26 protein-coding genes and 1 tRNA gene are annotated in these 21184 nt (G+C 52.7%); 14 read left to right on the forward strand and 13 right to left on the reverse strand.

The window, feature by feature from the left end; translation table 11 throughout:
- Nucleotides 1–3: 3 nt before the first annotated feature.
- Complete coding sequence (gene murA / locus KO497_RS16035) at nucleotides 4–1269, reverse strand: UDP-N-acetylglucosamine 1-carboxyvinyltransferase (RefSeq protein WP_215944968.1); 1266 nt, start codon at nucleotides 1267–1269, stop codon at nucleotides 4–6.
- A 10-nt stretch (nucleotides 1270–1279) separates the two neighbouring features.
- Complete coding sequence (locus KO497_RS16040) at nucleotides 1280–1486, reverse strand: hypothetical protein (protein WP_215945156.1); 207 nt, start codon at nucleotides 1484–1486, stop codon at nucleotides 1280–1282.
- Between the two features lie 154 nt (nucleotides 1487–1640).
- Here KO497_RS16040 and KO497_RS16045 point away from each other — a divergent pair.
- A tRNA-Thr gene (locus KO497_RS16045) sits at nucleotides 1641–1715 on the forward strand.
- Between the two features lie 238 nt (nucleotides 1716–1953).
- On the opposite strand, the gene metG is transcribed toward KO497_RS16045, so the two are convergent.
- Nucleotides 1954–3675, reverse strand: coding sequence for a methionine--tRNA ligase (metG, locus tag KO497_RS16050; protein WP_215944969.1), 1722 nt, complete (start codon nucleotides 3673–3675; stop codon nucleotides 1954–1956).
- A 223-nt stretch (nucleotides 3676–3898) separates the two neighbouring features.
- On the opposite strand from metG, the gene KO497_RS16055 reads away from it, so the two are divergent.
- From KO497_RS16055 to KO497_RS16070, 4 genes are all read left to right on the forward strand, one after another.
- Nucleotides 3899–4939 carry an aldo/keto reductase gene (locus KO497_RS16055; protein WP_215944970.1) on the forward strand — a complete coding sequence of 347 codons (1041 nt, stop codon included), beginning with the start codon at nucleotides 3899–3901 and terminating at the stop codon, nucleotides 4937–4939.
- Complete coding sequence (locus tag KO497_RS16060; RefSeq protein WP_215944971.1) at nucleotides 4939–5304, forward strand: hypothetical protein; 366 nt, start codon at nucleotides 4939–4941, stop codon at nucleotides 5302–5304. Before KO497_RS16055 ends, KO497_RS16060 begins: the two co-directional genes overlap by 1 nt.
- Nucleotides 5292–5810: a lipocalin family protein gene (locus KO497_RS16065; protein ID WP_215944972.1), complete on the forward strand. Its 519-nt coding sequence runs from the start codon at nucleotides 5292–5294 to the stop codon at nucleotides 5808–5810. The genes KO497_RS16060 and KO497_RS16065 overlap by 13 nt, the downstream gene beginning before the upstream one ends.
- Nucleotides 5811–5946: 136 nt before the next feature.
- Complete coding sequence (locus tag KO497_RS16070) at nucleotides 5947–7344, forward strand: MATE family efflux transporter (protein ID WP_215944973.1); 1398 nt, start codon at nucleotides 5947–5949, stop codon at nucleotides 7342–7344.
- A gap of 19 nt (nucleotides 7345–7363) precedes the next feature.
- On the opposite strand, the gene KO497_RS16075 is transcribed toward KO497_RS16070, so the two are convergent.
- Nucleotides 7364–7771, reverse strand: coding sequence for a hypothetical protein (locus tag KO497_RS16075; protein ID WP_215944974.1), 408 nt, complete (start codon nucleotides 7769–7771; stop codon nucleotides 7364–7366).
- A gap of 100 nt (nucleotides 7772–7871) precedes the next feature.
- Nucleotides 7872–9074: a pyridoxal phosphate-dependent aminotransferase gene (locus tag KO497_RS16080; protein WP_215944975.1), complete on the reverse strand. Its 1203-nt coding sequence runs from the start codon at nucleotides 9072–9074 to the stop codon at nucleotides 7872–7874.
- Between the two features lie 119 nt (nucleotides 9075–9193).
- On the opposite strand from KO497_RS16080, the gene KO497_RS16085 reads away from it, so the two are divergent.
- Together KO497_RS16085 and KO497_RS16090 are read left to right on the forward strand one after the other, a co-directional pair.
- Nucleotides 9194–9487 (forward strand): succinate dehydrogenase assembly factor 2, encoded by a 294-nt coding sequence (locus tag KO497_RS16085; protein ID WP_252729740.1) that lies wholly within the window; start codon nucleotides 9194–9196, stop codon nucleotides 9485–9487.
- A gap of 167 nt (nucleotides 9488–9654) precedes the next feature.
- Nucleotides 9655–10149 carry a MarR family winged helix-turn-helix transcriptional regulator gene (locus KO497_RS16090; RefSeq protein WP_215944976.1) on the forward strand — a complete coding sequence of 165 codons (495 nt, stop codon included), beginning with the start codon at nucleotides 9655–9657 and terminating at the stop codon, nucleotides 10147–10149.
- Nucleotides 10150–10285: 136 nt separating this feature from the next.
- Here KO497_RS16090 and KO497_RS16095 read toward each other — a convergent pair whose 3' ends face one another.
- Nucleotides 10286–10708: a VOC family protein gene (locus KO497_RS16095; RefSeq protein ID WP_215944977.1), complete on the reverse strand. Its 423-nt coding sequence runs from the start codon at nucleotides 10706–10708 to the stop codon at nucleotides 10286–10288.
- A gap of 136 nt (nucleotides 10709–10844) precedes the next feature.
- Here KO497_RS16095 and KO497_RS16100 point away from each other — a divergent pair, with 136 nt between their 5' ends.
- The 4 genes from KO497_RS16100 (at nucleotide 10845) to KO497_RS16115 (ending at nucleotide 13080) form a co-directional block, all read left to right on the forward strand.
- Complete coding sequence (locus KO497_RS16100) at nucleotides 10845–11678, forward strand: thymidylate synthase (protein WP_215944978.1); 834 nt, start codon at nucleotides 10845–10847, stop codon at nucleotides 11676–11678.
- 12 nt (nucleotides 11679–11690) lie between these two features.
- Complete coding sequence (locus KO497_RS16105; RefSeq protein WP_215944979.1) at nucleotides 11691–12170, forward strand: dihydrofolate reductase; 480 nt, start codon at nucleotides 11691–11693, stop codon at nucleotides 12168–12170.
- Nucleotides 12171–12331: 161 nt separating this feature from the next.
- On the forward strand, nucleotides 12332–12637 hold the full coding sequence (locus KO497_RS16110) for a hypothetical protein (protein ID WP_215944980.1): 306 nt from the start codon (nucleotides 12332–12334) through the stop codon (nucleotides 12635–12637).
- Between the two features lie 44 nt (nucleotides 12638–12681).
- Complete coding sequence (locus KO497_RS16115; protein WP_215944981.1) at nucleotides 12682–13080, forward strand: DUF2177 family protein; 399 nt, start codon at nucleotides 12682–12684, stop codon at nucleotides 13078–13080.
- 20 nt (nucleotides 13081–13100) lie between these two features.
- Here the strand turns inward: KO497_RS16115 and KO497_RS16120 are convergent, their stop codons facing one another.
- Together KO497_RS16120 and KO497_RS16125 are read right to left on the reverse strand one after the other, a co-directional pair.
- Nucleotides 13101–13739 (reverse strand): GDSL-type esterase/lipase family protein, encoded by a 639-nt coding sequence (locus KO497_RS16120; RefSeq protein WP_215944982.1) that lies wholly within the window; start codon nucleotides 13737–13739, stop codon nucleotides 13101–13103.
- Between the two features lie 78 nt (nucleotides 13740–13817).
- Nucleotides 13818–14024, reverse strand: a complete 207-nt coding sequence (locus KO497_RS16125; RefSeq protein ID WP_215944983.1) for a cold-shock protein — start codon at nucleotides 14022–14024, stop codon at nucleotides 13818–13820.
- Nucleotides 14025–14294: 270 nt separating this feature from the next.
- Here KO497_RS16125 and KO497_RS16130 point away from each other — a divergent pair, with 270 nt between their 5' ends.
- Nucleotides 14295–14609 (forward strand): ArsC/Spx/MgsR family protein, encoded by a 315-nt coding sequence (locus tag KO497_RS16130; RefSeq protein WP_436799298.1) that lies wholly within the window; start codon nucleotides 14295–14297, stop codon nucleotides 14607–14609.
- Here the strand turns inward: KO497_RS16130 and KO497_RS16135 are convergent.
- The 5 genes from KO497_RS16135 to thrS form a co-directional block, all read right to left on the reverse strand.
- Nucleotides 14606–15142 (reverse strand): DoxX family protein, encoded by a 537-nt coding sequence (locus tag KO497_RS16135; RefSeq protein ID WP_215944984.1) that lies wholly within the window; start codon nucleotides 15140–15142, stop codon nucleotides 14606–14608. The genes KO497_RS16130 and KO497_RS16135 overlap by 4 nt on opposite strands.
- Nucleotides 15135–15875, reverse strand: coding sequence for an HvfC/BufC N-terminal domain-containing protein (locus KO497_RS16140; protein WP_215944985.1), 741 nt, complete (start codon nucleotides 15873–15875; stop codon nucleotides 15135–15137). Before KO497_RS16140 ends, KO497_RS16135 begins: the two co-directional genes overlap by 8 nt.
- The gene (bufB, locus tag KO497_RS16145; protein ID WP_215944986.1) at nucleotides 15872–16720 is read right to left on the reverse strand and encodes an MNIO family bufferin maturase; all 849 of its coding nucleotides are present in this window, start codon (nucleotides 16718–16720) and stop codon (nucleotides 15872–15874) included. Before bufB ends, KO497_RS16140 begins: the two co-directional genes overlap by 4 nt.
- Nucleotides 16721–16780: 60 nt before the next feature.
- A complete protein-coding gene (locus tag KO497_RS16150; RefSeq protein ID WP_215944987.1) occupies nucleotides 16781–17083 on the reverse strand; it encodes a BufA1 family periplasmic bufferin-type metallophore in 303 nt (100 codons plus the stop codon).
- 208 nt (nucleotides 17084–17291) lie between these two features.
- Nucleotides 17292–19244 carry a threonine--tRNA ligase gene (gene thrS, locus KO497_RS16155; RefSeq protein ID WP_215944988.1) on the reverse strand — a complete coding sequence of 651 codons (1953 nt, stop codon included), beginning with the start codon at nucleotides 19242–19244 and terminating at the stop codon, nucleotides 17292–17294.
- Between the two features lie 374 nt (nucleotides 19245–19618).
- Here thrS and KO497_RS16160 point away from each other — a divergent pair, with 374 nt between their 5' ends.
- Together KO497_RS16160 and KO497_RS16165 are read left to right on the forward strand one after the other, a co-directional pair.
- Nucleotides 19619–20362 (forward strand): alpha/beta hydrolase, encoded by a 744-nt coding sequence (locus KO497_RS16160; protein WP_215944989.1) that lies wholly within the window; start codon nucleotides 19619–19621, stop codon nucleotides 20360–20362.
- Between the two features lie 108 nt (nucleotides 20363–20470).
- Nucleotides 20471–21184 (forward strand): alpha/beta fold hydrolase, encoded by a 714-nt coding sequence (locus KO497_RS16165; protein WP_215944990.1) that lies wholly within the window; start codon nucleotides 20471–20473, stop codon nucleotides 21182–21184.

Raw genomic sequence — 21184 nt, forward strand, 5'->3', positions numbered from 1 at the left:
GGTTTATGCCTGTACTCGTTCAATATGTGCCCCAATACCTGAGAGCTTTTTCTCAACAAATTCATAGCCACGGTCCAAGTGATAGACGCGGCTGACCAGAGTTTCGCCCTCAGCCGCCAGTCCCGCAAGGATCAACGATACAGAAGCCCGCAAATCTGTGGCCATGACTTGCGCGCCCTTGAGGCGGTCCACACCGTGTACGATGGCCTTGCCGCCATGGACTTCGATATTCGCCCCCATGCGTGTCAATTCCGGTGCATGCATAAAGCGGTTTTCAAAAATAGTTTCTTCCAGATGTGAGGTGCCTTCAGCGGTGCAAAGCAGCGCCATCATTTGCGCCTGCAAATCGGTTGGAAAACCGGGGAAAGGTTCTGTCACAACATCGACGGCTTGCACGCGGTCGCCTTTGCGCGACACGGTCAGGCCACGCGCATTTTCCACAACGGAAATACCAGCCGCGTCCAGTTTTTCAGCAAAGCTTTCGACCAAAGACATCTTGCCCCCCAAACAGGTGACCTCGCCGCCGCAAATCGCAGGCGCCAGCATGAATGTACCAAGTTCGATACGATCTGTAACCACGGGATGCGTGGCGCCGTGCAAGCGATCAACACCTTGGATTTCGATGCGCGAGGTGCCTTCGCCTTCAATCTGCGCGCCCATCTTTTTCAAACAGGACACAAGATCAACGATCTCAGGTTCGCGTGCGGCGTTTTCCAATACGGATGTGCCCTTGGCCAATGTCGCGGCCATCACAAAGTTTTCGGTCGCGCCCACAGAAGCAAAGCGCATTTTGTGCACGGCGCCCTTAAGGCCGCCTTGCGTTTTGGCATGCAGGTATCCATCACGTAATTCAATCTCTGCGCCCAGTGCGGTCAGCGCATCAACATGCAAATCCATTGGACGTGCGCCAATCGCGCAACCGCCGGGCAGGGACACAACCGCATGACCAAGACGCGCCAAAAGCGGCCCAAGCACCAAGTTGGACGCCCGCATTTTGCGTACGATTTCGTAGTCTGCGATCGGGTTTAGATCGCCGTGGCAGGACATAGTTTGCACTTTGCCCTCGTGCATCGAGCTGATTTCGGCCCCCAGCGATTCCAGCAAGGCTGTCATCGTTTTGATATCTGACAGACGCGGCGCGTTGGTGAGCGTCAAAGGTTCGTCTGACAACAATGTCGCGGGCATCAATGTCAAACAGGCGTTCTTTGCGCCCGCGATCTCGATGTCGCCACTCAAAGGCCCGCCGCCTCTTACCAAAATAGAATCCATTACTCGTGCCTCATTCGCTCTGTGTCTCTGTCTTATCCGAAGCTGCTTTGGCGCGGCTCAATTGCTTGCGCCGTCCTAAATTGGCCTTGAGCGCTGCTTTCAAGCGTGCGTCGCGCGCTGACACAGGTTTTTTGGCGGGCTTTTGGGGGACAGATTTATTTTCCATGAATGACGTGTAGCCAATGGGTGCAATCGCGTCCAGTGCCGCAGAACGCATTTTATAGGGGAATTCTGCTCAAGATGTGGCCTTATGGGCTTCGTCTGGTCCGTGCTGTTTGTGATGCCGCCAGATAAAAACACGCGGCAAAGTCGATTTTAGCGAAAAGGTTCTTGCACAGCCCCCCGTTCAAAGCTAATTAGCGCCCCACAGTGCTGCTGTAGCTCAGTGGTAGAGCGCGTCATTGGTAATGACGAGGTCGGGAGTTCAATTCTCCCTAGCAGCACCATTTTACACATTATTATTGTGGCATAACAAAAGCTTAGGCTGGTATGTTGTGTTCGTATCCCCCTTCGTATTCCTATATCTCCTTAGGGCCATTTGCTTAGAGCTGTCTGGCTTAAGGGATAATGCGCGGATATGCGGATGGGATTTGCATCATGGCATTCAATCCAGACGCGTAAACGCAAAAGCCCCCCGCCAAGGCGAGGGGCTTAACTTTTTTGAATTCTACATTTTTGCGCGGATTAGTCTTCGCGTTTGCCTGCAAATTTTTCTTGCCATTCTACACGCTGATCGTCGTCAATTTTGACAAACAGGTTTTCTGGCACGGTGAACGCATGGCCTTCTTTGAATTCACTTAATGTGGCTGCTATGTCTGTGGGCCAATCGAGATCGGACATGTTCAATGCCGTTTTGATTTTTTCGGCCGTATCAGGGATGAAGGGCGCGGACAGGCGCGCGTAAAGCCCGATCAGGTTCAGACCCAAACGCACCTGTGCTGCGGCTTGATCTGGGTCGGTTTTGAATGTCGCCCAAGGGGCAGTGTTTTGCAGATATTCATTGCCAGCAACCCAAATCGCGCGCAGAGCATTGGCGGATTTGCGCACTTCCATATCAGACAGATGAGTCTCATACGTTTTTAATTTTTCTGTCAAATCTGCGATAAGTGCAGCTTCGATTGGGCCAAATGCTCCCCCAGCAGGGACCGCTTCAGAGTATTTAGAACGACAGAATTTGGTGATGCGTGACACAAAGTTGCCCAGCACGTCAGACAGGTCTTTGTTCACCGATTGCTGGAAATTTTCCCACGTGAATTCAGAATCCGAGCTTTCAGGCGCATGAGACAAGAGCCACCAGCGCCAGTAATCCGCCGGCAGCAAAGACAGGGCTTGGTCCATGAATACCCCACGTCCACGAGAGGTCGAGAATTGCCCGCCATCGTAGTTCAGGTAGTTGAACGACTTGATGTAATCGACCATCTTCCATGGCTCGTTGGACCCAAGCATGGTCACAGGAAAGGATAGGGTGTGAAACGGCACATTGTCTTTGCCCATGAATTGCACATAGCGCACATCATCGGCCCCTTTATCAGTGCGCCACCAGCGTTCCCAATCAGCATCCGTCAAGCCGTTTGCATCGGTCCATTCATTCGCACAAGCGATGTATTCAATTGGCGCATCGAACCAAACGTAGAACACTTTGCCTTCCATGCCCTCCCATGGTGCATCGCCTTTTTGCACAGGCACGCCCCATTTGAGATCACGGGTGATGCCGCGGTCTTGCAAGCCGTCCCCATCATTGAGCCATTTTTTTGCAATGGAGGTGGTCAGGACCGGCCAGTCTTTTTTCGCGTCAATCCAAGTGTTGAGCGCCTCGCGCATTTTGGACTGGCGCAAGTACAAGTGTTTGGTCTCGCGTTCTTCCAAATCCGTGGCACCGGAAATGGTGGATCGTGGATTGATCAAATCTGTTGGATCAAGCTGTTTGGTGCAGTCGTCACATTGATCGCCACGCGCGGAATCGTAGCCACAGTTGGGGCAGGTGCCTTCGATATAGCGGTCAGGCAAAAAGCGGCCATCTGTTTCGGAATAGACTTGGGTCTCGGACACTTCCTCAACAAGGCCCTCGTCGAACAGGCGCTTGGCGAAATGCTGTGTCAGTTTGCGGTTTTGATCTGACGAAGAGCGCCCGAAGTGATCAAAAGACAGGCGAAAACCTGCGGCGATCTCGGCCTGAACCTCGTGCAATTCGGCGCAATACTCTGCCACGGGTTTTCCCGCTTTTTGGGCGGCGATTTCAGCAGGCGTGCCATGTTCATCTGTCGCGCATAAAAACAAGACCTCATCCCCACGCGCACGACAATAGCGTGCGTATAGATCGGCAGGCAATTGCGAGCCCACAAGATTTCCAAGGTGTTTGATGCCATTGATGTAGGGCAAGGCGGATGTGATGAGCGTGCGTGCCATGATAAGTCCCGTGCGGTGCGTCATGTGAATTGATTTCCCTGTCCTAACGGTCCTTGGACAAAAGGGCCAGAGGCTTGTGTTTCACAGCCTGAATTGACCATTTTCGCCGAGGAGTTATGCCCCACGGTTTCTTTACAGCTGATCCGCCAATGGTGCCTTGAGTTCTGGCAACTTACCAATAGGATGGCGCTGACAATTTATGACTGAACTTGAGGACGCATCCATGCGCTACAGCACACTTGGCAAGACTGACATCAAAGTTTCCGAAATCTGTTTGGGGTCTATGACATGGGGCACACAAAACACATTGGCTGAGGGGCACGCGCAAATCGATCACGCCTTGGATGCGGGCATAAATTTCATGGATACCGCAGAAATGTATCCGGTGAATCCGCTGAAGGTTGAGACCGCAGGGGGAACTGAAAGCATCATCGGTGACTATTTCGCGCGTTCTGGTAAGCGCAAAGACTGGGTGCTGGCGACCAAGATCGCGGGTTCTGGTTTCTTCGGGCCTGAGGAAATCACGCCAGCCTCGCTTGAAAGCCATTTGGAGGCCTCGCTCAAGCGGTTGCAGACGGATTACGTCGATCTGTATCAATTGCACTGGCCCAATCGCGGCTCTTATCATTTCCGCCAACACTGGACCTTTGATCCATCACAGCAGCCGCCCAAAGAACAAATCTTGGACAATATGCGTGCCGTGACCGAGAAAATGGCCGATCTACAAAAGGCGGGCAAAGTGCGTGCTTATGGCACGTCAAACGAATCCGCTTGGGGCATGGCCAATTGGCTGCGTGTGGCCGAAGAAACTGGCGGGCCGCGCATGGAAACCATTCAAAACGAGTATTCTTTGCTGTGCCGTCTATATGACAACGATCTTGGCGAGTTGGCTGTGCATGAGACCGTCACGCTGCTGGCTTATTCGTGTTTGGGCTGCGGTCTTTTGACCGGCAAGTACAATGGCGGGACCACCGTGGCCGAGGGCACGCGTTTGGCGATTAATGGCAATCTTGGCGGGCGCGTCACGCCGCAAACATGGGCCGCGACGCAGGCCTATGTAGATGTGGCGGCCAAGCATGGTCTTGATCCAACCGCTATGGCGATTGCTTGGACATTGACGCGGCCTTTCAAAGTGATGCCCATCATCGGCGGCACCTCTGTTGAGCAGTTGAAAAAATCGATAGACGGCGCGACACTCGAATTGTCGGACGATGTGTTGGGTGACATCACAGCGGCGTATCGCGCCCATGCGTTGCCGTTTTGATGGGCGTGTTTGCGCGCTTAAATATGGTGGCGCTGGCTGCCATTGTGGCGCTCGCCGCATGTGTGCCATCAGATGATACCTCGCAAACACAAGATTACGGTTTGGCGGGCTACAATCCTGCTGCCGCGGCCCAAGCGGAGCAAAGCTGTTTGGCCAGAGGCGGGCAATACGCGGTCGGCGGGATTGCAGGCTTGAAAGTGTGTTTCGAAAGGCCGAAAGACGCGGGCAAATCATGCAGTAAGTCAACAGATTGCGACAGTCAGTGCTTGGCGCGCAGCAAGTCTTGCGCGCCCGTGACGCCATTGTTCGGCTGCAACGCTATTTTGGACAGCTCAGGGCGCGAGGTGACGCTATGCGTGGATTGATCTTGCGCGCGGCAAGTTCTGCTGCGTTTGCATTTGCGATGTCAGGCTGTTTGCAAGCTACGCCAAATCAAACGCAAGGCACGCGCGACCAATCAGTTGCGATGTCATCGATGGCAAATTTTGATCCCGCCAAGTTTTCAGGGCGCTGGTATGAGGTCGAAGCCTATGTGCCCGAGGGCGCCTCTTGTGTGCTGGGAGCGGTGACGTTCAGTCAACAATCCAGCGGCGATATGATCCTCACCGAAGGGCCTTGTGCCGATGGCGATGTGCGGCGCGGCGTGGCCAAACGTGTGGGGCCGGGGCGCTTTGAATTCGCAGGTGACGCATTATGGGTGCTCTGGGTTGACCAGACCTATGATGTGGCCGTGATCGCGACGCCGACAGGCAAGGCACATGTGCTCAGCCGCAGCCTTGATATTCCGTCAGACAAACGCAAAGCGGCGCGGGATATTTTGACATGGAACGGTTTTGACGTGACGCGTTTGCGCCCTGCGCGGCGGCGTTAAACCAAGATAATACGCAGTGAAGCGCCATTGAAAACCCGCAGCCGTCACAAAATGTGATGATACCTATTTGAATTTGTCGGGCCGCTGGGGGCATTTTTGACTCGGCGGTCCAAGTTTTTGAACGTATAGGCTGGGTATGACACAGATACAGAACCAACCCGCTCTAGATCAAAGCACGTTTCCGCAACGCAGTTACGGCACGCATTTGCGTTCCGTCTTGACGCTTGGCTTGCCGCTTGCTGGCAGTCAATTGGCGCAGTTTGCTGTGCATATGACAGACGTTATCATGATGGGGTGGTACGGGCTGGATGAACTGGCGGCACTTGTGTTGGCGTCGGGCTATTGGTTCGTGACGTTTATTTTGCTTTGCGGTTTTGCTTTTGCCGTCATGCCGATTGTGGCCAAGGCTTTGGGGGCGCAAAATACCACTTTGGTGCGCCGTGCCACGCGTATGGCGATGTGGCTGTCGGTGATTTTCGCAGTGCTGGTCTATCCGATCTTTTTGTTCTCGGAAGCGGCATTGATCGCGCTGGGCCAAGAGCCGCATATCGCAGCCTTGGCACAGCCCTATTTGATGATCACAGGGTTTGAGATGGCTCCGGCGTTGATCGTGCAAGTGTTTCGGTCCTATTTCTCAGCGCTTGAACGTACGCGGGTAGTTTTAATGGCTGTCATGGCGGCTGTTGTGGTGAATTTTGGCCTGAATTACCTGTTTATTTTTGGCAACTTTGGTTTTCCTGAAATGGGCATGTTGGGCGCCGGTTTGGCGTCTTTCATTGTCAGCACATTGATGATGATCGGCTTGGTCATTTATGCCCAGATTGCCACGCCAGAAAATGAATTGTTCCGCAATTTGTTCAAACCTGATTGGGACATCTTCGGCACTGTCTTTAAAATGGGGTTGCCAATTGGTCTGACATCTTTGGCCGAAGTGAGCTTGTTCAACGTTGCCGCCATTATGATGGGCTGGATTGGAACGGCGACCTTGGCGGCGCACGGGATTGCGCTGCAATTGTCAGCCATCGCCTTTATGATGCAGCTCGGATTGGCGCAGGCTGCAACCATTCGCGCAGGCAATGCTTTTGGTCGCGGCGATGAAGCTGATTTGCGCCGTGGTGCATTGGTCGTGACGTGCATGTCCTTTGTCATGGCAACTGTGACCTGTCTTGTCTATCTGACCTTTGGCGAAGCTTTAGTCGGGTTGTTTATTGCTCCGGATGAGCCAGCACGCGCCGAAGTGCTGCGCATTGGTGTGGTTCTTTTGTTGTTCTCTGCACTGTTTCAATTTTCAGACGGCGGGCAAGTCATAGCGCTGTCATTGCTGCGCGGCCTGCAAGACACTGCTGTGCCGATGTGGCAAGCGACGTTTTCCTATTGGGCCATCGGTTTGCCCGTGGCCTATCTGTTTGGATTTGTGATCAATTGGGGCGCGAGTGGCGTCTGGGTCGGCCTTTTGGTCGGTCTCAGTGTCGCTTGGGTGCTGATGGGGATACGGTTTTGGCGCTATAAATCTCGGATCGCTTCGTCGTCTTAGGGAGCATCCTAAGGGACGATCAGTCGTCTGTTTTAAGGATGCGATCTGCTTTTTTGCGCACCAAAACAGTGCGCAGATCATGCATCGCCAACAACAGCGCGTCGGTGACGTTTTCAAGCTGATCCGGCGTGGCGCGCGATTGTGCCCAATGTGTCGTCAGGTTTAGGTAATCAACGGCACGATGAATATCGTCGATGTCACGCTGCGCCAAAAGGGCCACGCGATCCGCCATCCAATTGTCGATCGCCAACATATCTTGCTCAGATAGTTCACGCCCGCCATGGGGTTTCACATCGCCGTTTTTGATGTTCACAACGGCGATTTGATCCATCTCGATGCGACGTTGACGGTTTTCTGTGTCCACACGATAGACAAAAGCGCCGTTCTCACGCACGCGGAAATAGTAGTCGGGCAGCTCTGCGCTCATGCCAAATCTCGATTGTTACTCGTGTTTCACCGATATTCTCTAGCGTGTTTTACGCTTTGGGAACATGCTACCAGTCCCAAAGCGCAGATGCCAGAGTGGCTTACGTCAATGCCGCGCAGAAGGTTTGAATGCGCGTGCAGGCTTCCAAAAGTGCCTCATCTGACGTTGCATAGGACACGCGGAAATTGGGGCTAAGTCCAAAGGCCGCGCCAAACACCACCGCCACGCCGGTTTCTTCCAACAGCGCTGTCGCGAAATCTTCGTCATTGGTGATCACTGTGCCCGCTTTCGATGTTTTGCCGATGCAGCCCGCGATGTCAGGATAGACATAAAACGCACCCTCTGGTGTAGGACAGGTGACGCCATCGATATCGTTGAGCATCGATACCACCAAATTGCGGCGGCGCACGAACGTTTCATTATTCACAGCCAAGTAATCTTGCGGGCCGTTCAATGCCTCGACAGCGGCATATTGCGAGATAGAGCAGGGGTTCGATGTGGATTGTGATTGCACCTTGCGCATTGCATTGATCAATTCCACTGGCCCCGCCGCATAACCGATCCGCCAGCCTGTCATCGCATAGGCTTTGGACACGCCATTGACGGTCAGCGTGCGGTCGTACAGCTTTGGTTCCACTTGTGCAGGGGTACAAAATTCGAACCCGTCAAAGGCAAGGTGTTCATACATGTCATCTGTCATCACCCAAACATGCGGATGGCGCAGCAAGACGTCTGTCAGCGCTTTCAGCTCGTCGTGGCTATATCCCGCGCCTGTCGGATTCGATGGCGAATTGAAAATCAGCCATTTTGTTTTCGGCGTGATGGCCGCTTCTAACTGGTCTGCTGTGATCTTAAAGTTGTTCGCCAATGTGCCTTCAACAGCCACCGGCGTGCCGCCTGCCAGCAAAACCATATCGGGATAGGACACCCAATAGGGTGCTGGGATGATCACTTCGTCGCCAGGGTTACAGGTCGCTTTCAAGGCGTTGTATAGCACTTGTTTGCCGCCAGAAGACACAGACACCTGTTTGGGGTCATAGTCCAACCCATTGTCACGCTTGAGTTTCGCACAGATCGCCTGTTTCAACTCAATAATGCCATCGACGGCTGTGTATTTGGTTTTGCCCGTTTCAATTGCGCGTACTGCTGCGGCTTTGATGTTCTCAGGTGTATCAAAATCAGGCTCGCCGGCACCCAATCCGATCACGTCCAATCCGGCCGCTTTCAACTCCTGCGCCTTTGTTGTGACCGCGATGGTCGGGGAAGGTTTGACGCGGGCGAGTGTTTCGGAGAGAAATGACATAACGGTACCTTTTAGGATTGAATTTCGCAGCATTGATAGACCTGCAATCACGCCGCGCCAAGACGTCCCTTGCACATCTGGGGGCCAAAGTGCAAAAACTGTGCAAAATGGAGACCGACATGTCAGCACCAGCGTCCACTGAGACTCACGAACACCGCCTGAAACGCCTGAAAATTCGCGCTTGGCGTCGTGGCATCAAAGAAATGGATCTTTTGATCGGTGGTTATGCTGATGCACATTTGGCGTTGATGACGCCGCAGGAACTCGATGATTTTGAAATGCTGATGTCAGAGCATGATCAAGATTTACTGGCTTGGGCTACCGGTCAACACGCCGTCCCTGCTGAACTGAAGCCGACGCTGGACTTACTCTTGGCTTTTGCTGATAAAACAGGCGTTGCACATGGTGGATGACACTGATTTCGACGCCAAATAAGTGTATGAATTTGTTCATGAATGTTGATTTTGATTAACCATCATCAAGTAAACTCGCTTTTGTCTAAAAAAAGCGAAGACGTTTAACCGAATTTTGGGGAATTGCAGTCAAGTTGAACGCCTACAAGCCTAAGGCGGAGTGACGAATGAATATGCATTCAACGATTTCAAAATCGAACGAAACGTTTATGGGGCAATATCTAGAAGCCCTCTCTTTGGTGGAACGATTGCACCGACTTCTACTTGACGTGATCAAGGATGAATTCGAACGTGTTGGCGTTCTCGAAATAAATGCCGTTCAGGCACTTCTTTTGTTCAATGTGGGCGAAAATGAAGTGACGGCAGGCGAACTGAAATCCCGCGGATACTATCAGGGATCGAATGTCAGTTATAACCTGAAAAAACTGGTCGATATGGGCTATATGCACCACCAGCGCTGCGAAATTGATCGCCGCTCTGTACGCGTAAAGCTGACAGAAAAGGGTCGTCACGTGTCCGATACTGTCACAGATCTTTTCGAGCGCCATGCAGAAGGTCTTGAAAAGAGAGCCGTTTTGACCCCAGCGGATATCGATGAGATCAATATATCCCTACGCCGCGTTGAGCGGTATTGGACCGATCAGATCCGCTATATCTACTAAACGACGTGATTTTGGACAGAATGTCCATTCCGTCACACATCTCTTAAAATACGATCATTCATATGCAAGCGCCCCCGCCGGTAAGAGCGAGAGCGCCATTTTTTTGTTCTTTTTTCCGTTGGGCGCGGTCAGGGGCCTACCAATGACCCGTGTTTTGCATCGATGCCCAAGGCTCTGCTGGGGCAAGGGCTTCACCCTCTTGCAGCAATTCGATCGAAATATTGTCGGGCGAGCGCACAAAGGCCATGTGCCCGTCGCGTGGTGGGCGGTTGATCGTCACGCCGTTATCCATAAGTGTTTGGCAAAGCTCGTAGATATTTTTGACTTCATAGGCCAAATGACCAAAGTGCCGCCCATCCGCGGGCAAAGCGTCATCGCCATCCCAGTTATAGGTTAGCTCAACAGGGCAGTCCTCGTTGCCCTCAGCCGCCATGAATATAAGCGAGAATCGTCCACCTTCGTGGTCTGAGCGTTTGATTTCCTTGAGGCCCAAAAGTTCGAAAAACGCCATGGATTTTTCCAAATCCTTCACGCGCACCATTGTGTGTAGATATTTCATAACTGACTTCCTTTGCGTCTTTGCCAAACCTTAGCGCAGCGGCAAACAGAATCTAAGTGGAAACATCGAACAGCCCCTTTGCACATCGCGCGATTGTCCCTACAAATGTCGGGCAACGCCAAATAGGGGGCAACAGGTGCAGCAGTATCACGATCAATTAAGAACCATTTTGGAAAAAGGCGAACGGACGACCGATCGCACAGGCACTGGCACGATTTCATATTTCGGACTGCAGGCCCGTTATTCCATGGCAGATGGATTCCCCTTGGTGACCACCAAGAAATTGCATCTGCGGTCCATTATGCACGAACTTTTATGGTTTCTGGCTGGCGATACGAACATCAAATACCTCAAAGACAACGGCGTCTCGATCTGGAATGAGTGGGCGGATGAGCGCGGCGATCTAGGTCCGGTTTACGGCCATCAATGGCGTCGCTTTCCAGCGCTTGAGAAAACCAACGAGACATTGAACGGCGAACCTTTGTTCATTGCAAACTCAGTCGATCAAATTCAAAATCTGTTGGATATGATCAAGACATCGCCTGACAGCCGCCGTTTGATGGTGTCCGCATGGAATCCGGCTGATGTGCCGAACATGGCTTTGCCGCCCTGTCATACTCTTTGGCAGGTTAAAATTTTGGGCGGCAAACTGCATCTACAGCTCTACCAACGCTCTGCCGATATGTTTCTTGGCGTGCCGTTCAACATCGCGTCTTATTCGATGTTGTTGCTGATGCTCGCGCAAGTCACAGGCTATGAACCGGGTGATTTTGTCCATTCCATCGGCGATGCGCATATTTATTCGAACCATCTGGAACAGGTCGATCTACAGCTGTCGCGTAGTCCTAAAGCCTTGCCGCAGATGCGATTGAACCCCGATGTAAAATCCTTGTTTGATTTTAAATACGAGGATTTCGAGGTGCTCAATTATGACCCCGATCCGATGATCAAAGCGCCCGTCGCCGTTTAAAGGACATTTGACATGATTACATTGATCGTCGCCCGTGATCGCAATGGGGCTATCGGTAAGGACAATGAAATTCCGTGGTATGCGCCTGAAGATCTTGGGTTTTTCAAGCGCGAAACCATGGGCGGGGCTTGCATTATGGGGCGCAACACTTGGGACAGCCTTCCGTTCAAGCCACTCAAAAATAGACTGAATTTGGTGGTTTCCAGTCAAGGTGTCGACCATGAGCATGTGTTCCCAACGCTTGATGATGCCATCTCATTTGCCGAACAAAGCATCTATGCGCGGATCTACGGCATGGGCGGGTTTGGTATTTATGACGCGATGCTGCCGATGGCGGATCGGCTTTTGATCACCGAAGTCGATTTGGAAGTTGACGGGGCCGAGACGTTTTTCCCTGAGTTTGACCCCGCCGAATGGGTGGAAATCGGTCGTTGCGTCCATCGGGAAACTGGGCCCAAATGTGAATTGGTCGAACTGGTTCGCAAGCGGTAGATTGTTGATTAATTCAGAACAATAAAGCCATTTGACGGTTAAGGTTTCTAAAGTCGGGCCAATAGGCTCCATTTTGTGGCAGACGAAAATTGACCCACCAGACCTCGTAGGCTACCTTTATGTCAGGTTGAGCTAAGCTCGGTTATGTTTGGAGTGTAGAAATGATGTTGAAATCCACTTTGGTTGCCCTTGCATTTGCCGCTGTGTCGGCCCCCGCATTTGCAGGTGAAACGCAACCCTATAGTCCAAATGTCACGCTATTTGGCTATGAAAAGAACGTCGAAAATTACTGTCCTGCGGGCACGCAACCGATCCGTTACAATGGCGTTGTTTGCTGTGGCGTACCGACCGCGACGGGATATTCTGACGCACCTGCCGTACTCCGTACAGTGCGACGGTCCGCGCCATATTACACGTCGTCACAAATCCCGATGGGCAAAAGCCCAGATTCCTTCGACGGGACGTGATCCAAAAGGTGATGTGATGCGTACTCTTTATAACAGGAGGCGTTATGCAGCTCATCATTCTTTACATCTCAACAGTCATTGTGTTCTTGGGCATCGATGTTGTTTTCTTGAAAACTGTGATGCGCCCGATTTTTGAAGCGCGCCTAGATGACTGGTTGCTGCAAGACTTTAGAATAGGCCCCGCCGCCGTATTCTATTTGGCCTATATCGGTGGTCTATTGTTCTTTGTGTCTTGGCCCGCTCTTGAAACTGGATCAATTCTCACTGTCTTCGCCAAAGCAGCACTGCTTGGTATGATGGCTTATGGCACTTACGAGTTTACCAATTATGCGACCCTCACGCGATGGGATCCTACGATGGTCGCTGTCGATGTGATTTGGGGGGGCGTTCTCACGGGGACATCCGCTGCTTTAGGCGTGATGATCACGCGCGCCGTGACATAAACCAAAGCGCGCGGACCGGTTCACTCAGGTGTAGTTTCCTCAAGAATGAAACGTGCCATGGCGTTTCCTAAAACACCATGGGCGGTCTCATCGAAATGAATACCGTCTGTCTGTGATGTCTCGATAATCGATCCTGCATCAAAAAAGGTGACATCGCGCGCGCGTGCAAGGTCATGCAAGCCGTTTGTCACCAGTCGAGCTTTTGCATTTGCACCTGTAAACTCATCTGCCAAAAGACCGCGTTCCGCGGGGGCAGGGGGCGCTATCAAAATGGGCTCAAACCCATCATGACGCGCTTGCATTTCATCGGACAGACAGACATCCAATAAGAAGGAGGCCCCTGCGACGATATCCTCAGGGGAAGCGTCAAAATGGGCCTTTTGATCGTTCGTTCCAAGCATAATGGCAATGGCATCAATCGGTCCGTGGCTTTCAAGCGCCATGAACAAGCCGATCCGACCGTCCATATGTGGCCCCATCATCGGACATGGAAACTGAAACGTCCGGCCGGGCAGACCCTCTTCAACAAGATCCCAGCCCAGCGTTTCGGCCATAACCACTGGCCAGCGGCGCGTATACCGCGGGTCTTGGTTGTCAAAATCAACAATCGGCGCGAGACCGTATGTATTGCTGTCTCCGAAGCACAAAATGGTGGGCATGGTGGCCTCCTTGGCGCATAATAAAACGGCCCCCTTCATGCGATGGGAGCCGTCTAAATTCAAGCTGTTGTTTTACGATTAAATCGCGCGCAACTCGCCCGCAGACTGTCGACCGTCGCGGCCTTCGATCAACTCATAGCCAATCTTTTGATTGTCAGCGAGGCCAGTCAAACCTGCGCGTTCCACTGCAGAAATATGGACGAAGACGTCACTGCCGCCTCCATCTGGTGCAATGAAACCAAATCCTTTTGTCGTGTTAAACCATTTAACTGTGCCTGTTGGCATGTGTTGTCTCCTCTCACTAGTGTCACCGCAACGTGCGGCCTTCGGTGCAGCTAAGTCTTCAAGGGGGGTAGCTGCTCGGAGTGCGAGCGGATCGTCCAGAAGGTAGCAGTCACACAATAATTCTGCCTCAAGTCCATATAAACGCAAGCCACAAGTTTGTAACGATTGCCCAAAAAAACGAAAAAGATGTTATTTTGGGCTGCCTTATGGTCTCAATTCGCGTAAATCCAAGTAAAAGAGTTTATTTTGGCGTCAGTTCGGGGAATGCAGATGACGATCATTTACGGCATTAAAACATGTGACACGTGCCGCAAGGCGCTCAAATCGCTTGAGGCAACGCTGCATGATGTTAGGGCTGAACCGCTCTCAGTCGTGCAATTGCAGCGATTCCAAGCTGAATTTGGCGAGGCATTGGTCAATAAAAAATCTACGACGTGGCGCGGGCTTGATGACGTTGAACGGGCCCGTGATCCCATCGAGCTGCTCACCGATCACCCAACGCTGATGAAGCGTCCGGTGATCGATTTAGATGGCAAGTTGTACTTAGGTTGGGGCAAAGATGTCCAAGCGGCTTGCGGGGTCTAGCTTTGTTTAGATAGACGTTTCTTGAGCAGACTATCGACAGATAAAGGTCCAGCGCCAAGCCCGATCAAGGTGAGCAGCCCCAGCATCCAATAGGCGCGTTGATCAAGGATCAATGCATCAGAGGCACGGTCGAACCACAGCCCGATTGTGGCGGGATCTGCATGGTGGCCAACGATATCTGTGAGACTTTGCACAACGATAAATCCAGCCATGGCAAAAGCTGCGGGGCGCGTGGCCAGACCGATGATCAACAAGGCAGGCAAGACAAATTCCGCATAGGTTCCGGCCATGATAACCAGCCAATGCAATGCGCCAAATCCGGATGTGTCATAGCCTGCGGCTTCGAGTTGACGTGGAAAAATTTGCGCATATGCGCCCAAGGACGGTGTGAAAAGACCATCAAGTTTGGTCATGGCCGAAGCCCAAAAATACCGTGCCAAGACAGCGGCAAAAACAAAGCGCGCCAAGAGCGGCAAATTCGCAGCAGTAAAGGCGTTGAGGCGGCTAAGGGCGGTTTCAAAGCGTTCAAACATTGTCGTACTCCAATTTGGTAATGGCGCCGCCTGAAATCAGGGTGCCGATAAACGCGGGCAGATCAAGCGCGTCTGGTCCGGCCTCGATGGCCTCGCCAAAGGGCAAGCCCGCTTGCAATGCATCGATGATCGCCACTGTTCCGTTTGGGAATGCGGTCGCAATCGGGTCTAAGTCTGGCCGCGTGATCAGAACATCCTCCGCCCCCCCCGTCGGCTGCGGCCCCCCCAAGGCGGCCACGCGAATCTGAGTGACGGGGTAATCAGAACGCAAGGCGCTGACAGTCGGTGCAAAGGACAGTGTTGCAGAAAAAACATTTGCATTTGCAAAGGCTTGGGGATCTACGGGCGTGGTATCTGCACAGTGATAGGCAAGCCTCAACGCGAATTCTAAACGTGCAACATCCGCAAGATAGGGCAGGGAGGCAGCAGGTTCGAATTTTGTAATGAATTCAGGAAAATCTGCGCCAAAAAGGGCCAAAATGGGTGATTTGGGCGGGTTCTGGCGAATGTAGATGTCGCTCATGGCAGCAAAGAATGGCTCGCCAACCAAAGAGGCCACCGCAGGGAACCCGTCATTCATCGCCTCTTTCAGGCTGACGATGATATTGTTGCGATAGACCGAAAACCGTTTTGGCGCAGGCATGCCATCGGGACCAACGATGCCGCGCGGCGTTTCAAGATCAGGGTTCATCGCGGCTTGGATAAAGGCGGATTGGCTGACCTGAGGCTTCATGCTGGCACCGGCGAAAGATGTGCCACTGCGCGCTTGGCCTCATCCACCAAAACTGACCAGTCAGGCACGTCCGTATCCCATTCGATCAATGTCGGTTTGACGCCACCTTTTTCAATCGTATGTGCGTAAAGCGTCCAAACGGGGTCCGCCACTTCGCGTCCGTGACTGTCGATCAACAAAGGCGCGCCGTGATCGTCTTCGTCCTCATCATGACCGCCTAAATGAATTTCGCCAACCTTATCAAGCGGAAAGGCATCGATATAAGCGCGCGCATCCATCTGCAAATTGGTGGCAGAGACAAAGACATTGTTCACATCCAGCAACAGCCCACAGCCTGTGCGCGTGGTGACCTCGCGCAAAAAGGAAATTTCGTCCATGCTGCTCTCGGAAAAGGCCAAATAGCTTGATGGGTTTTCAAGCAACATTTGCCGCCCCAAGCTGTCTTGGACCTCATCGATGTGATCGCAGACCGTTTTCAATGTTGTCTCGGTATAGGGCAGGGGCAAAAGGTCGTTGTAGAACCCCATGTCATGGGTCGACCATGCCAGATGTTCAGAAAATGAGGCTGGTTCGAGCCAAGTGTTGAGGTGTTTGAGACGTGCAAGATGGTCTGGATCAAGGCGCCCTTCGGAACCGATCGACAGGCCTACACCATGCACGGAAATTGGGAATTTGTCCGACAATGCCCGCAATTGCGCCAAGGGACGTCCACCAGCCCCCATGTAGTTTTCGGCATGAATTTCCAGCCAAGTCACTGGGGCGGGGTCATTTAAAATGTCAGAGAAATGTTGGGGTTTGTAACCGACGCCAACGCCTTTCGGCAAAGAATTTATGCGACGCATCATGATGATTCCCCTTTTAGAATGTGATCGCCGCACATAGGCGCGGCGATCGAAATTTTGAGCTTAAGACGCCATGTCGCGATCAAGGGCTTCCATGGAACCGTGGCGCATCATGCCGTCAGCGTCTGCTGGAAGTTCGATTGTTGCACATGTGCCTGCTGGAACCAAAGACCAAGCGTTGCCTTGGTAGTCAACTTTAGAAGTCCCTGCACATGTTGTGCCTGGGCCCGCTGCACAGTCATTTTCGCCAGCGAGAGAAACACCGTAACATTTTTCAGTTTCTTGAGCAGACACAGTTGTTGCGTGAGCTGAAAGAGCAGCAGCAAGTGCGCCAGCAAGAGCGAGTGATTTTGTGTGTTTGGACATTGATAGTCTCCCTAAGTGATATGCGTTCGCGCCGTATTTGGCGGTGTAGACACTTTGGCGCAAAGGGCCCTTTCACACCATTCACAGGCCTGTGTCCCACGCGTGTGTCAGGGATTGTAACAAACGAAAACGTGAGTTGCGTGTGATCTAGACATAAAAAAGGCGGCCAAATCCTGACCGCCTTCTTTTATTTTCAATGGGTTACTATTTACTGAAGGTCTGGCGCAAGGGCCTCGGCCTTCAATTTGGCTACCAATTCATCCAGTGGCGAGACCGAGGTTTGTTTCTCACCAAGGCGTCTGACTGAAACAGTGCGTTCTTCGACTTCACGCGCACCAACGGCCAATATTACAGGAACTTTGCTTAAAGAGTGCTCACGAACCTTGTAGTTGATCTTCTCATTACGGGTGTCTGCCTCTGCACGCACACCTGCGGCACGCAGTTGCGCGACCACCTCATGCACATAGTCGTCGGCGTCCGAAATAATCGTCGCCACAACAACCTGACGGGGGGCCAACCAGAATGGCAACTTGCCAGCATGAGATTCGATCAAGATGCCAATGAAGCGCTCAAACGATCCCAAAACGGCGCGGTGCAGCATCAAGGGGCGATGTTTATTCCCGTCAGCGCCGATATATGATGCGTCAAGACGTTCAGGCAGGTTCGGATCGATTTGCAGCGTGCCACATTGCCAGTCGCGACCAATCGCATCGGTCAATACGAATTCAAGCTTTGGTCCATAGAAAGCACCTTCGCCCTCTTGAATTTCATACTCATACCCTGCGGCCTTGATCCCGTTGGCCAAGGCTTCCTCCGCCGCATCCCAGCTTTCCTCAGTGCCGACACGCTTTTCAGGGCGCGTGGACAGTTTCACCTTCCACTGATCAAACCCAAGATCGGCGTAAACTTTCGCAAGGAAAATCACGAATTTCTTGGTCTCTTCTTCGACTTGTTCATCTGTGCAGAAAATATGCGCGTCATCTTGGGTGAACCCGCGTACACGCATGATACCGTGCAAAGCGCCCGAAGGCTCATAGCGGTTGCACGATCCGAACTCGGCCATGCGCAAAGGCAGATCGCGGTAGGATTTCATGCCTTGGTTATAGACCTGCACGTGGCAGGGGCAGTTCATTGGTTTGAGCGCGTTGACTGTTTTCTCGCGGGCATGATCTTCGTCGACTTCAACGATGAACATATTCTCTTGGTAATTGTCCCAATGGCCGGATTTTTCCCACAGCACGCGGTTCACCACTTGCGGGGTGTTCACCTCGACATAGCCGTCTGCGTCTTGCATGCGGCGCATATAATCTTGCAATTGTGTGTAGATTTTCCAACCATTCGGGTGCCAGAAGATTTGCCCAGGGGCTTCTTCTTGCATATGGAACAGATCCATTTCGCGGCCCAGTTTGCGGTGGTCGCGTTTGGCGGCCTCTTCCAGCATAGTCATGTGGGCTTTTAGGTCGTTGCGGTTTTTGAACGCCACGCCGTAGATACGCTGCAACATCGGACGCGTGCTGTCACCCAGCCAGTAAGCACCAGCAACATGGGTCAATTTGAATCCATCCGCAGGCACCTGACCGGTGTTTTGCAAATGCGGGCCGCGGCACAGATCTTGCCAGTCGCCGTGCCAGTACATGCGCAGGTCTTCGCCCTCTGGAATTTTGTTGATCAGCTCGACTTTAAAGGGCTCATTTGCGTCCTCATAGAACTTGATCGCGCGGGCGCGGTCCCAAGTTTCGGTTTTCACCGCATCACGCGCGTTGATGATCTTTTTCATCTCGGCTTCAATCGTGCCAAGATCTTCGGGGGTGAAGGATTCTTTGCGATCGAAATCGTAGAACCAGCCGTGGTCACGCACAGGGCCGATGGTGACTTTAACATCTGGCCAAATATTTTGCACAGCGCGGGCCATGATATGCGCTAAATCGTGGCGGATCAGCTCAAGCGCTTGATCGTCGTCTTGCAGGGTGTGGATCGCGATATCAGCGTCAGCATGGATCGGCCATTGCAGGTCGAAATGCGCGCCGTTCACAGTGGCAGAGATCGCCTTTTTCCCCAAAGAGGTCGCGATGCTTGTCGCCACTTCGCCAGGCGTAATGCCTGCGTCATATTCGCGAACAGAGCCATCGGGGAGGGTAAGTTTGATTGTGACTGGGGCCATCTGGGCGTTCCTCGTCGTTTTGGCGCCTACTAAGCGCCCGGTTGCGGGTTTTATGTGCGCGCTTTTTCGCTTTGTGTCGCGACATTGTCAACGCGGATAAATTTGATGAGGGGCATAAGCGGTATTGATGTGGCAAAACCGCTTGAAGCATCAGATGCAAACACGCAGGATATAGATCGATTGAGGAAACCCTTATGCGCGGTGCAGGGACGCATTTAATACATGGCCAGACAAACACATCGCCAGACCCGTCGGAGCAAATCCTGATCTCGATCGACCGCGTTTTGGCACAAAGTGTGGAGGAATCGCATGGTTGGACTTTCCGAATAGGGGCGCAGACTATAGGTCAGACTGGACAACAGATTTGAGGCGTTATGACAGAGTATTTGAACACAGCTTCGGGGCGACGCATCGCCTATAATCAAAACGCGGGCGACGGAATCGGCATCGTTTTCCTCGGCGGATTTATGTCTGACATGGAGGGCACAAAAGCTGTCGGGCTTGAAGCCTGGGCCAAAGCACAAGGTCGCCCGTTTTTGCGCTTTGATTATTCGGGGCATGGCCAAAGCGAAGGGGCGATTACCGACGGTTCTATTGGTGAATGGGCCGAAGATGCGAAAGCTGCGATTGAGGCGTTGACAGTTGGACCGCAAGTCTTGGTCGGGTCGTCTATGGGCGGTTGGATTGCCTTGCTCTTGACGCAAAATATGCCGCAAAAGATCGCGGGGCTGGTGGGCATCGCCGCAGCACCTGATTTTACTGAAGACAGTATGTGGGCAGGGTTTACGCCTGCACAAAAAGCCGAGCTGAGTGACAACGGTGTTGTGCTTTTGCCCTCTGGCTATGGTGAACCCTATCCGATCACAGCCAAATTGATCGAAGATGGGCGGCAAAACTTAGTGCTACGTAAGCCATTGCCGCTGCCGTTTCCGGTGCGCTTTTTGCAAGGGACGCATGACGGTTCGGTGAAACGTTCTGTTGCACTTCATCTGCTGGATCACGCTGATGGTGATGATGTGCGGCTGCAATTTGTCAAAGGCGCGGACCATAGTTTTTCGACGCCGGACTGCATGGACATCATTGAAACGGCCATTTCAGAGGTGTTGTCACGTTTGTGACTGCAATTCTGCGCGGATATCGGCTTTCATGTCAGGTGAGCGCTTGACGCTGGGGCGTTCCTTCGCAATCTGAGGGCGCGAGTTGTTGTTTGTAAAACGGGGCGAAAAATGAACGAAGCTGTGGTGTTGCTGCCTGGGTTTATGTCCGACGGACGTGTGTTCGTTGATCAGGTCGCCGATTTAAGCGGCGCGCATGCCGTGCAGGTGGCCCCTTTGCTTGGTGACAGTCTTGAGGAAATGGCCGAGTCTGTCTTGGCCACCGCCCCGCCAACATTTGCAATTGCGGGTCATGATCTTGGGGCAACGGTCGCCACAGAAATTTTGCGCCGTGCACCAAAACGCGTGACGCGGCTTGCTTTGATTTGTGCCTCGGCCCAAGGGGAAACTCCATCTGCGGCCGCTGCGCGCGAGCCGCGCATCGTGCGTGCAAAAGCGGGACGTCTGGGCGAGGTTTTGATGGAAGAGATGCCAAGCACGACTTTGGCAGACACCGAGTATCGCAATGCTATTCGAGATCACTGGATCGATATGGCGCTGGAGATCGGAGTGGAAACTTATTTGCGTCAATCCAAGATCATCCAACGTCGTCCTGATATGCAAAACGTGCTGCGCCGTGCGCGATTGCCCTGCATGGTGATCGGGGGAGCTGCCAATACGCTTGTGCCGCCACGCCGTCAGCAATTCATGGCTGAATTGATGGCGCGCGCGGACTATGTGCAGATAGAGGGGGCTGGGCATTTGCCGATGCTTGAGGCACCGCGTGCGATGTCTCGGGCGCTTCAATCTTGGCTTAAGATCGAAGCGCCGCTGGTTTTACGTTAA

The organism is Pacificibacter marinus (assembly GCF_018860665.1).
Taxonomy (GTDB): domain Bacteria; phylum Pseudomonadota; class Alphaproteobacteria; order Rhodobacterales; family Rhodobacteraceae; genus Celeribacter; species Celeribacter marinus_A.

Bases quoted from the DNA above. Each gene is read 5' to 3' on its own strand.
- murA (WP_215944968.1), bottom strand. From the start codon at position 1,269: ATGGATTCTATTTTGGTAAGAGGCGGCGGGCCTTTGAGTGGCGACATC.
- KO497_RS16040 (WP_215945156.1), bottom strand. From the start codon at position 1,486: ATGCGTTCTGCGGCACTGGACGCGATTGCACCCATTGGCTACACGTCA.
- metG (WP_215944969.1), bottom strand. From the start codon at position 3,675: ATGGCACGCACGCTCATCACATCCGCCTTGCCCTACATCAATGGCATC.
- KO497_RS16055 (WP_215944970.1), top strand. From the start codon at position 3,899: ATGCGCTACAGCACACTTGGCAAGACTGACATCAAAGTTTCCGAAATC.
- KO497_RS16060 (WP_215944971.1), top strand. From the start codon at position 4,939: ATGGGCGTGTTTGCGCGCTTAAATATGGTGGCGCTGGCTGCCATTGTG.
- KO497_RS16065 (WP_215944972.1), top strand. From the start codon at position 5,292: ATGCGTGGATTGATCTTGCGCGCGGCAAGTTCTGCTGCGTTTGCATTT.
- KO497_RS16070 (WP_215944973.1), top strand. From the start codon at position 5,947: ATGACACAGATACAGAACCAACCCGCTCTAGATCAAAGCACGTTTCCG.
- KO497_RS16075 (WP_215944974.1), bottom strand. From the start codon at position 7,771: ATGAGCGCAGAGCTGCCCGACTACTATTTCCGCGTGCGTGAGAACGGC.
- KO497_RS16080 (WP_215944975.1), bottom strand. From the start codon at position 9,074: ATGTCATTTCTCTCCGAAACACTCGCCCGCGTCAAACCTTCCCCGACC.
- KO497_RS16085 (WP_252729740.1), top strand. From the start codon at position 9,194: ATGTCAGCACCAGCGTCCACTGAGACTCACGAACACCGCCTGAAACGC.
- KO497_RS16090 (WP_215944976.1), top strand. From the start codon at position 9,655: ATGAATATGCATTCAACGATTTCAAAATCGAACGAAACGTTTATGGGG.
- KO497_RS16095 (WP_215944977.1), bottom strand. From the start codon at position 10,708: ATGAAATATCTACACACAATGGTGCGCGTGAAGGATTTGGAAAAATCC.
- KO497_RS16105 (WP_215944979.1), top strand. From the start codon at position 11,691: ATGATTACATTGATCGTCGCCCGTGATCGCAATGGGGCTATCGGTAAG.
- KO497_RS16110 (WP_215944980.1), top strand. From the start codon at position 12,332: ATGATGTTGAAATCCACTTTGGTTGCCCTTGCATTTGCCGCTGTGTCG.
- KO497_RS16115 (WP_215944981.1), top strand. From the start codon at position 12,682: ATGCAGCTCATCATTCTTTACATCTCAACAGTCATTGTGTTCTTGGGC.
- KO497_RS16120 (WP_215944982.1), bottom strand. From the start codon at position 13,739: ATGCCCACCATTTTGTGCTTCGGAGACAGCAATACATACGGTCTCGCG.
- KO497_RS16125 (WP_215944983.1), bottom strand. From the start codon at position 14,024: ATGCCAACAGGCACAGTTAAATGGTTTAACACGACAAAAGGATTTGGT.
- KO497_RS16130 (WP_436799298.1), top strand. From the start codon at position 14,295: ATGACGATCATTTACGGCATTAAAACATGTGACACGTGCCGCAAGGCG.
- KO497_RS16135 (WP_215944984.1), bottom strand. From the start codon at position 15,142: ATGTTTGAACGCTTTGAAACCGCCCTTAGCCGCCTCAACGCCTTTACT.
- KO497_RS16140 (WP_215944985.1), bottom strand. From the start codon at position 15,875: ATGAAGCCTCAGGTCAGCCAATCCGCCTTTATCCAAGCCGCGATGAAC.
- bufB (WP_215944986.1), bottom strand. From the start codon at position 16,720: ATGATGCGTCGCATAAATTCTTTGCCGAAAGGCGTTGGCGTCGGTTAC.
- KO497_RS16150 (WP_215944987.1), bottom strand. From the start codon at position 17,083: ATGTCCAAACACACAAAATCACTCGCTCTTGCTGGCGCACTTGCTGCT.
- thrS (WP_215944988.1), bottom strand. From the start codon at position 19,244: ATGGCCCCAGTCACAATCAAACTTACCCTCCCCGATGGCTCTGTTCGC.
- KO497_RS16160 (WP_215944989.1), top strand. From the start codon at position 19,619: ATGACAGAGTATTTGAACACAGCTTCGGGGCGACGCATCGCCTATAAT.
- KO497_RS16165 (WP_215944990.1), top strand. From the start codon at position 20,471: ATGAACGAAGCTGTGGTGTTGCTGCCTGGGTTTATGTCCGACGGACGT.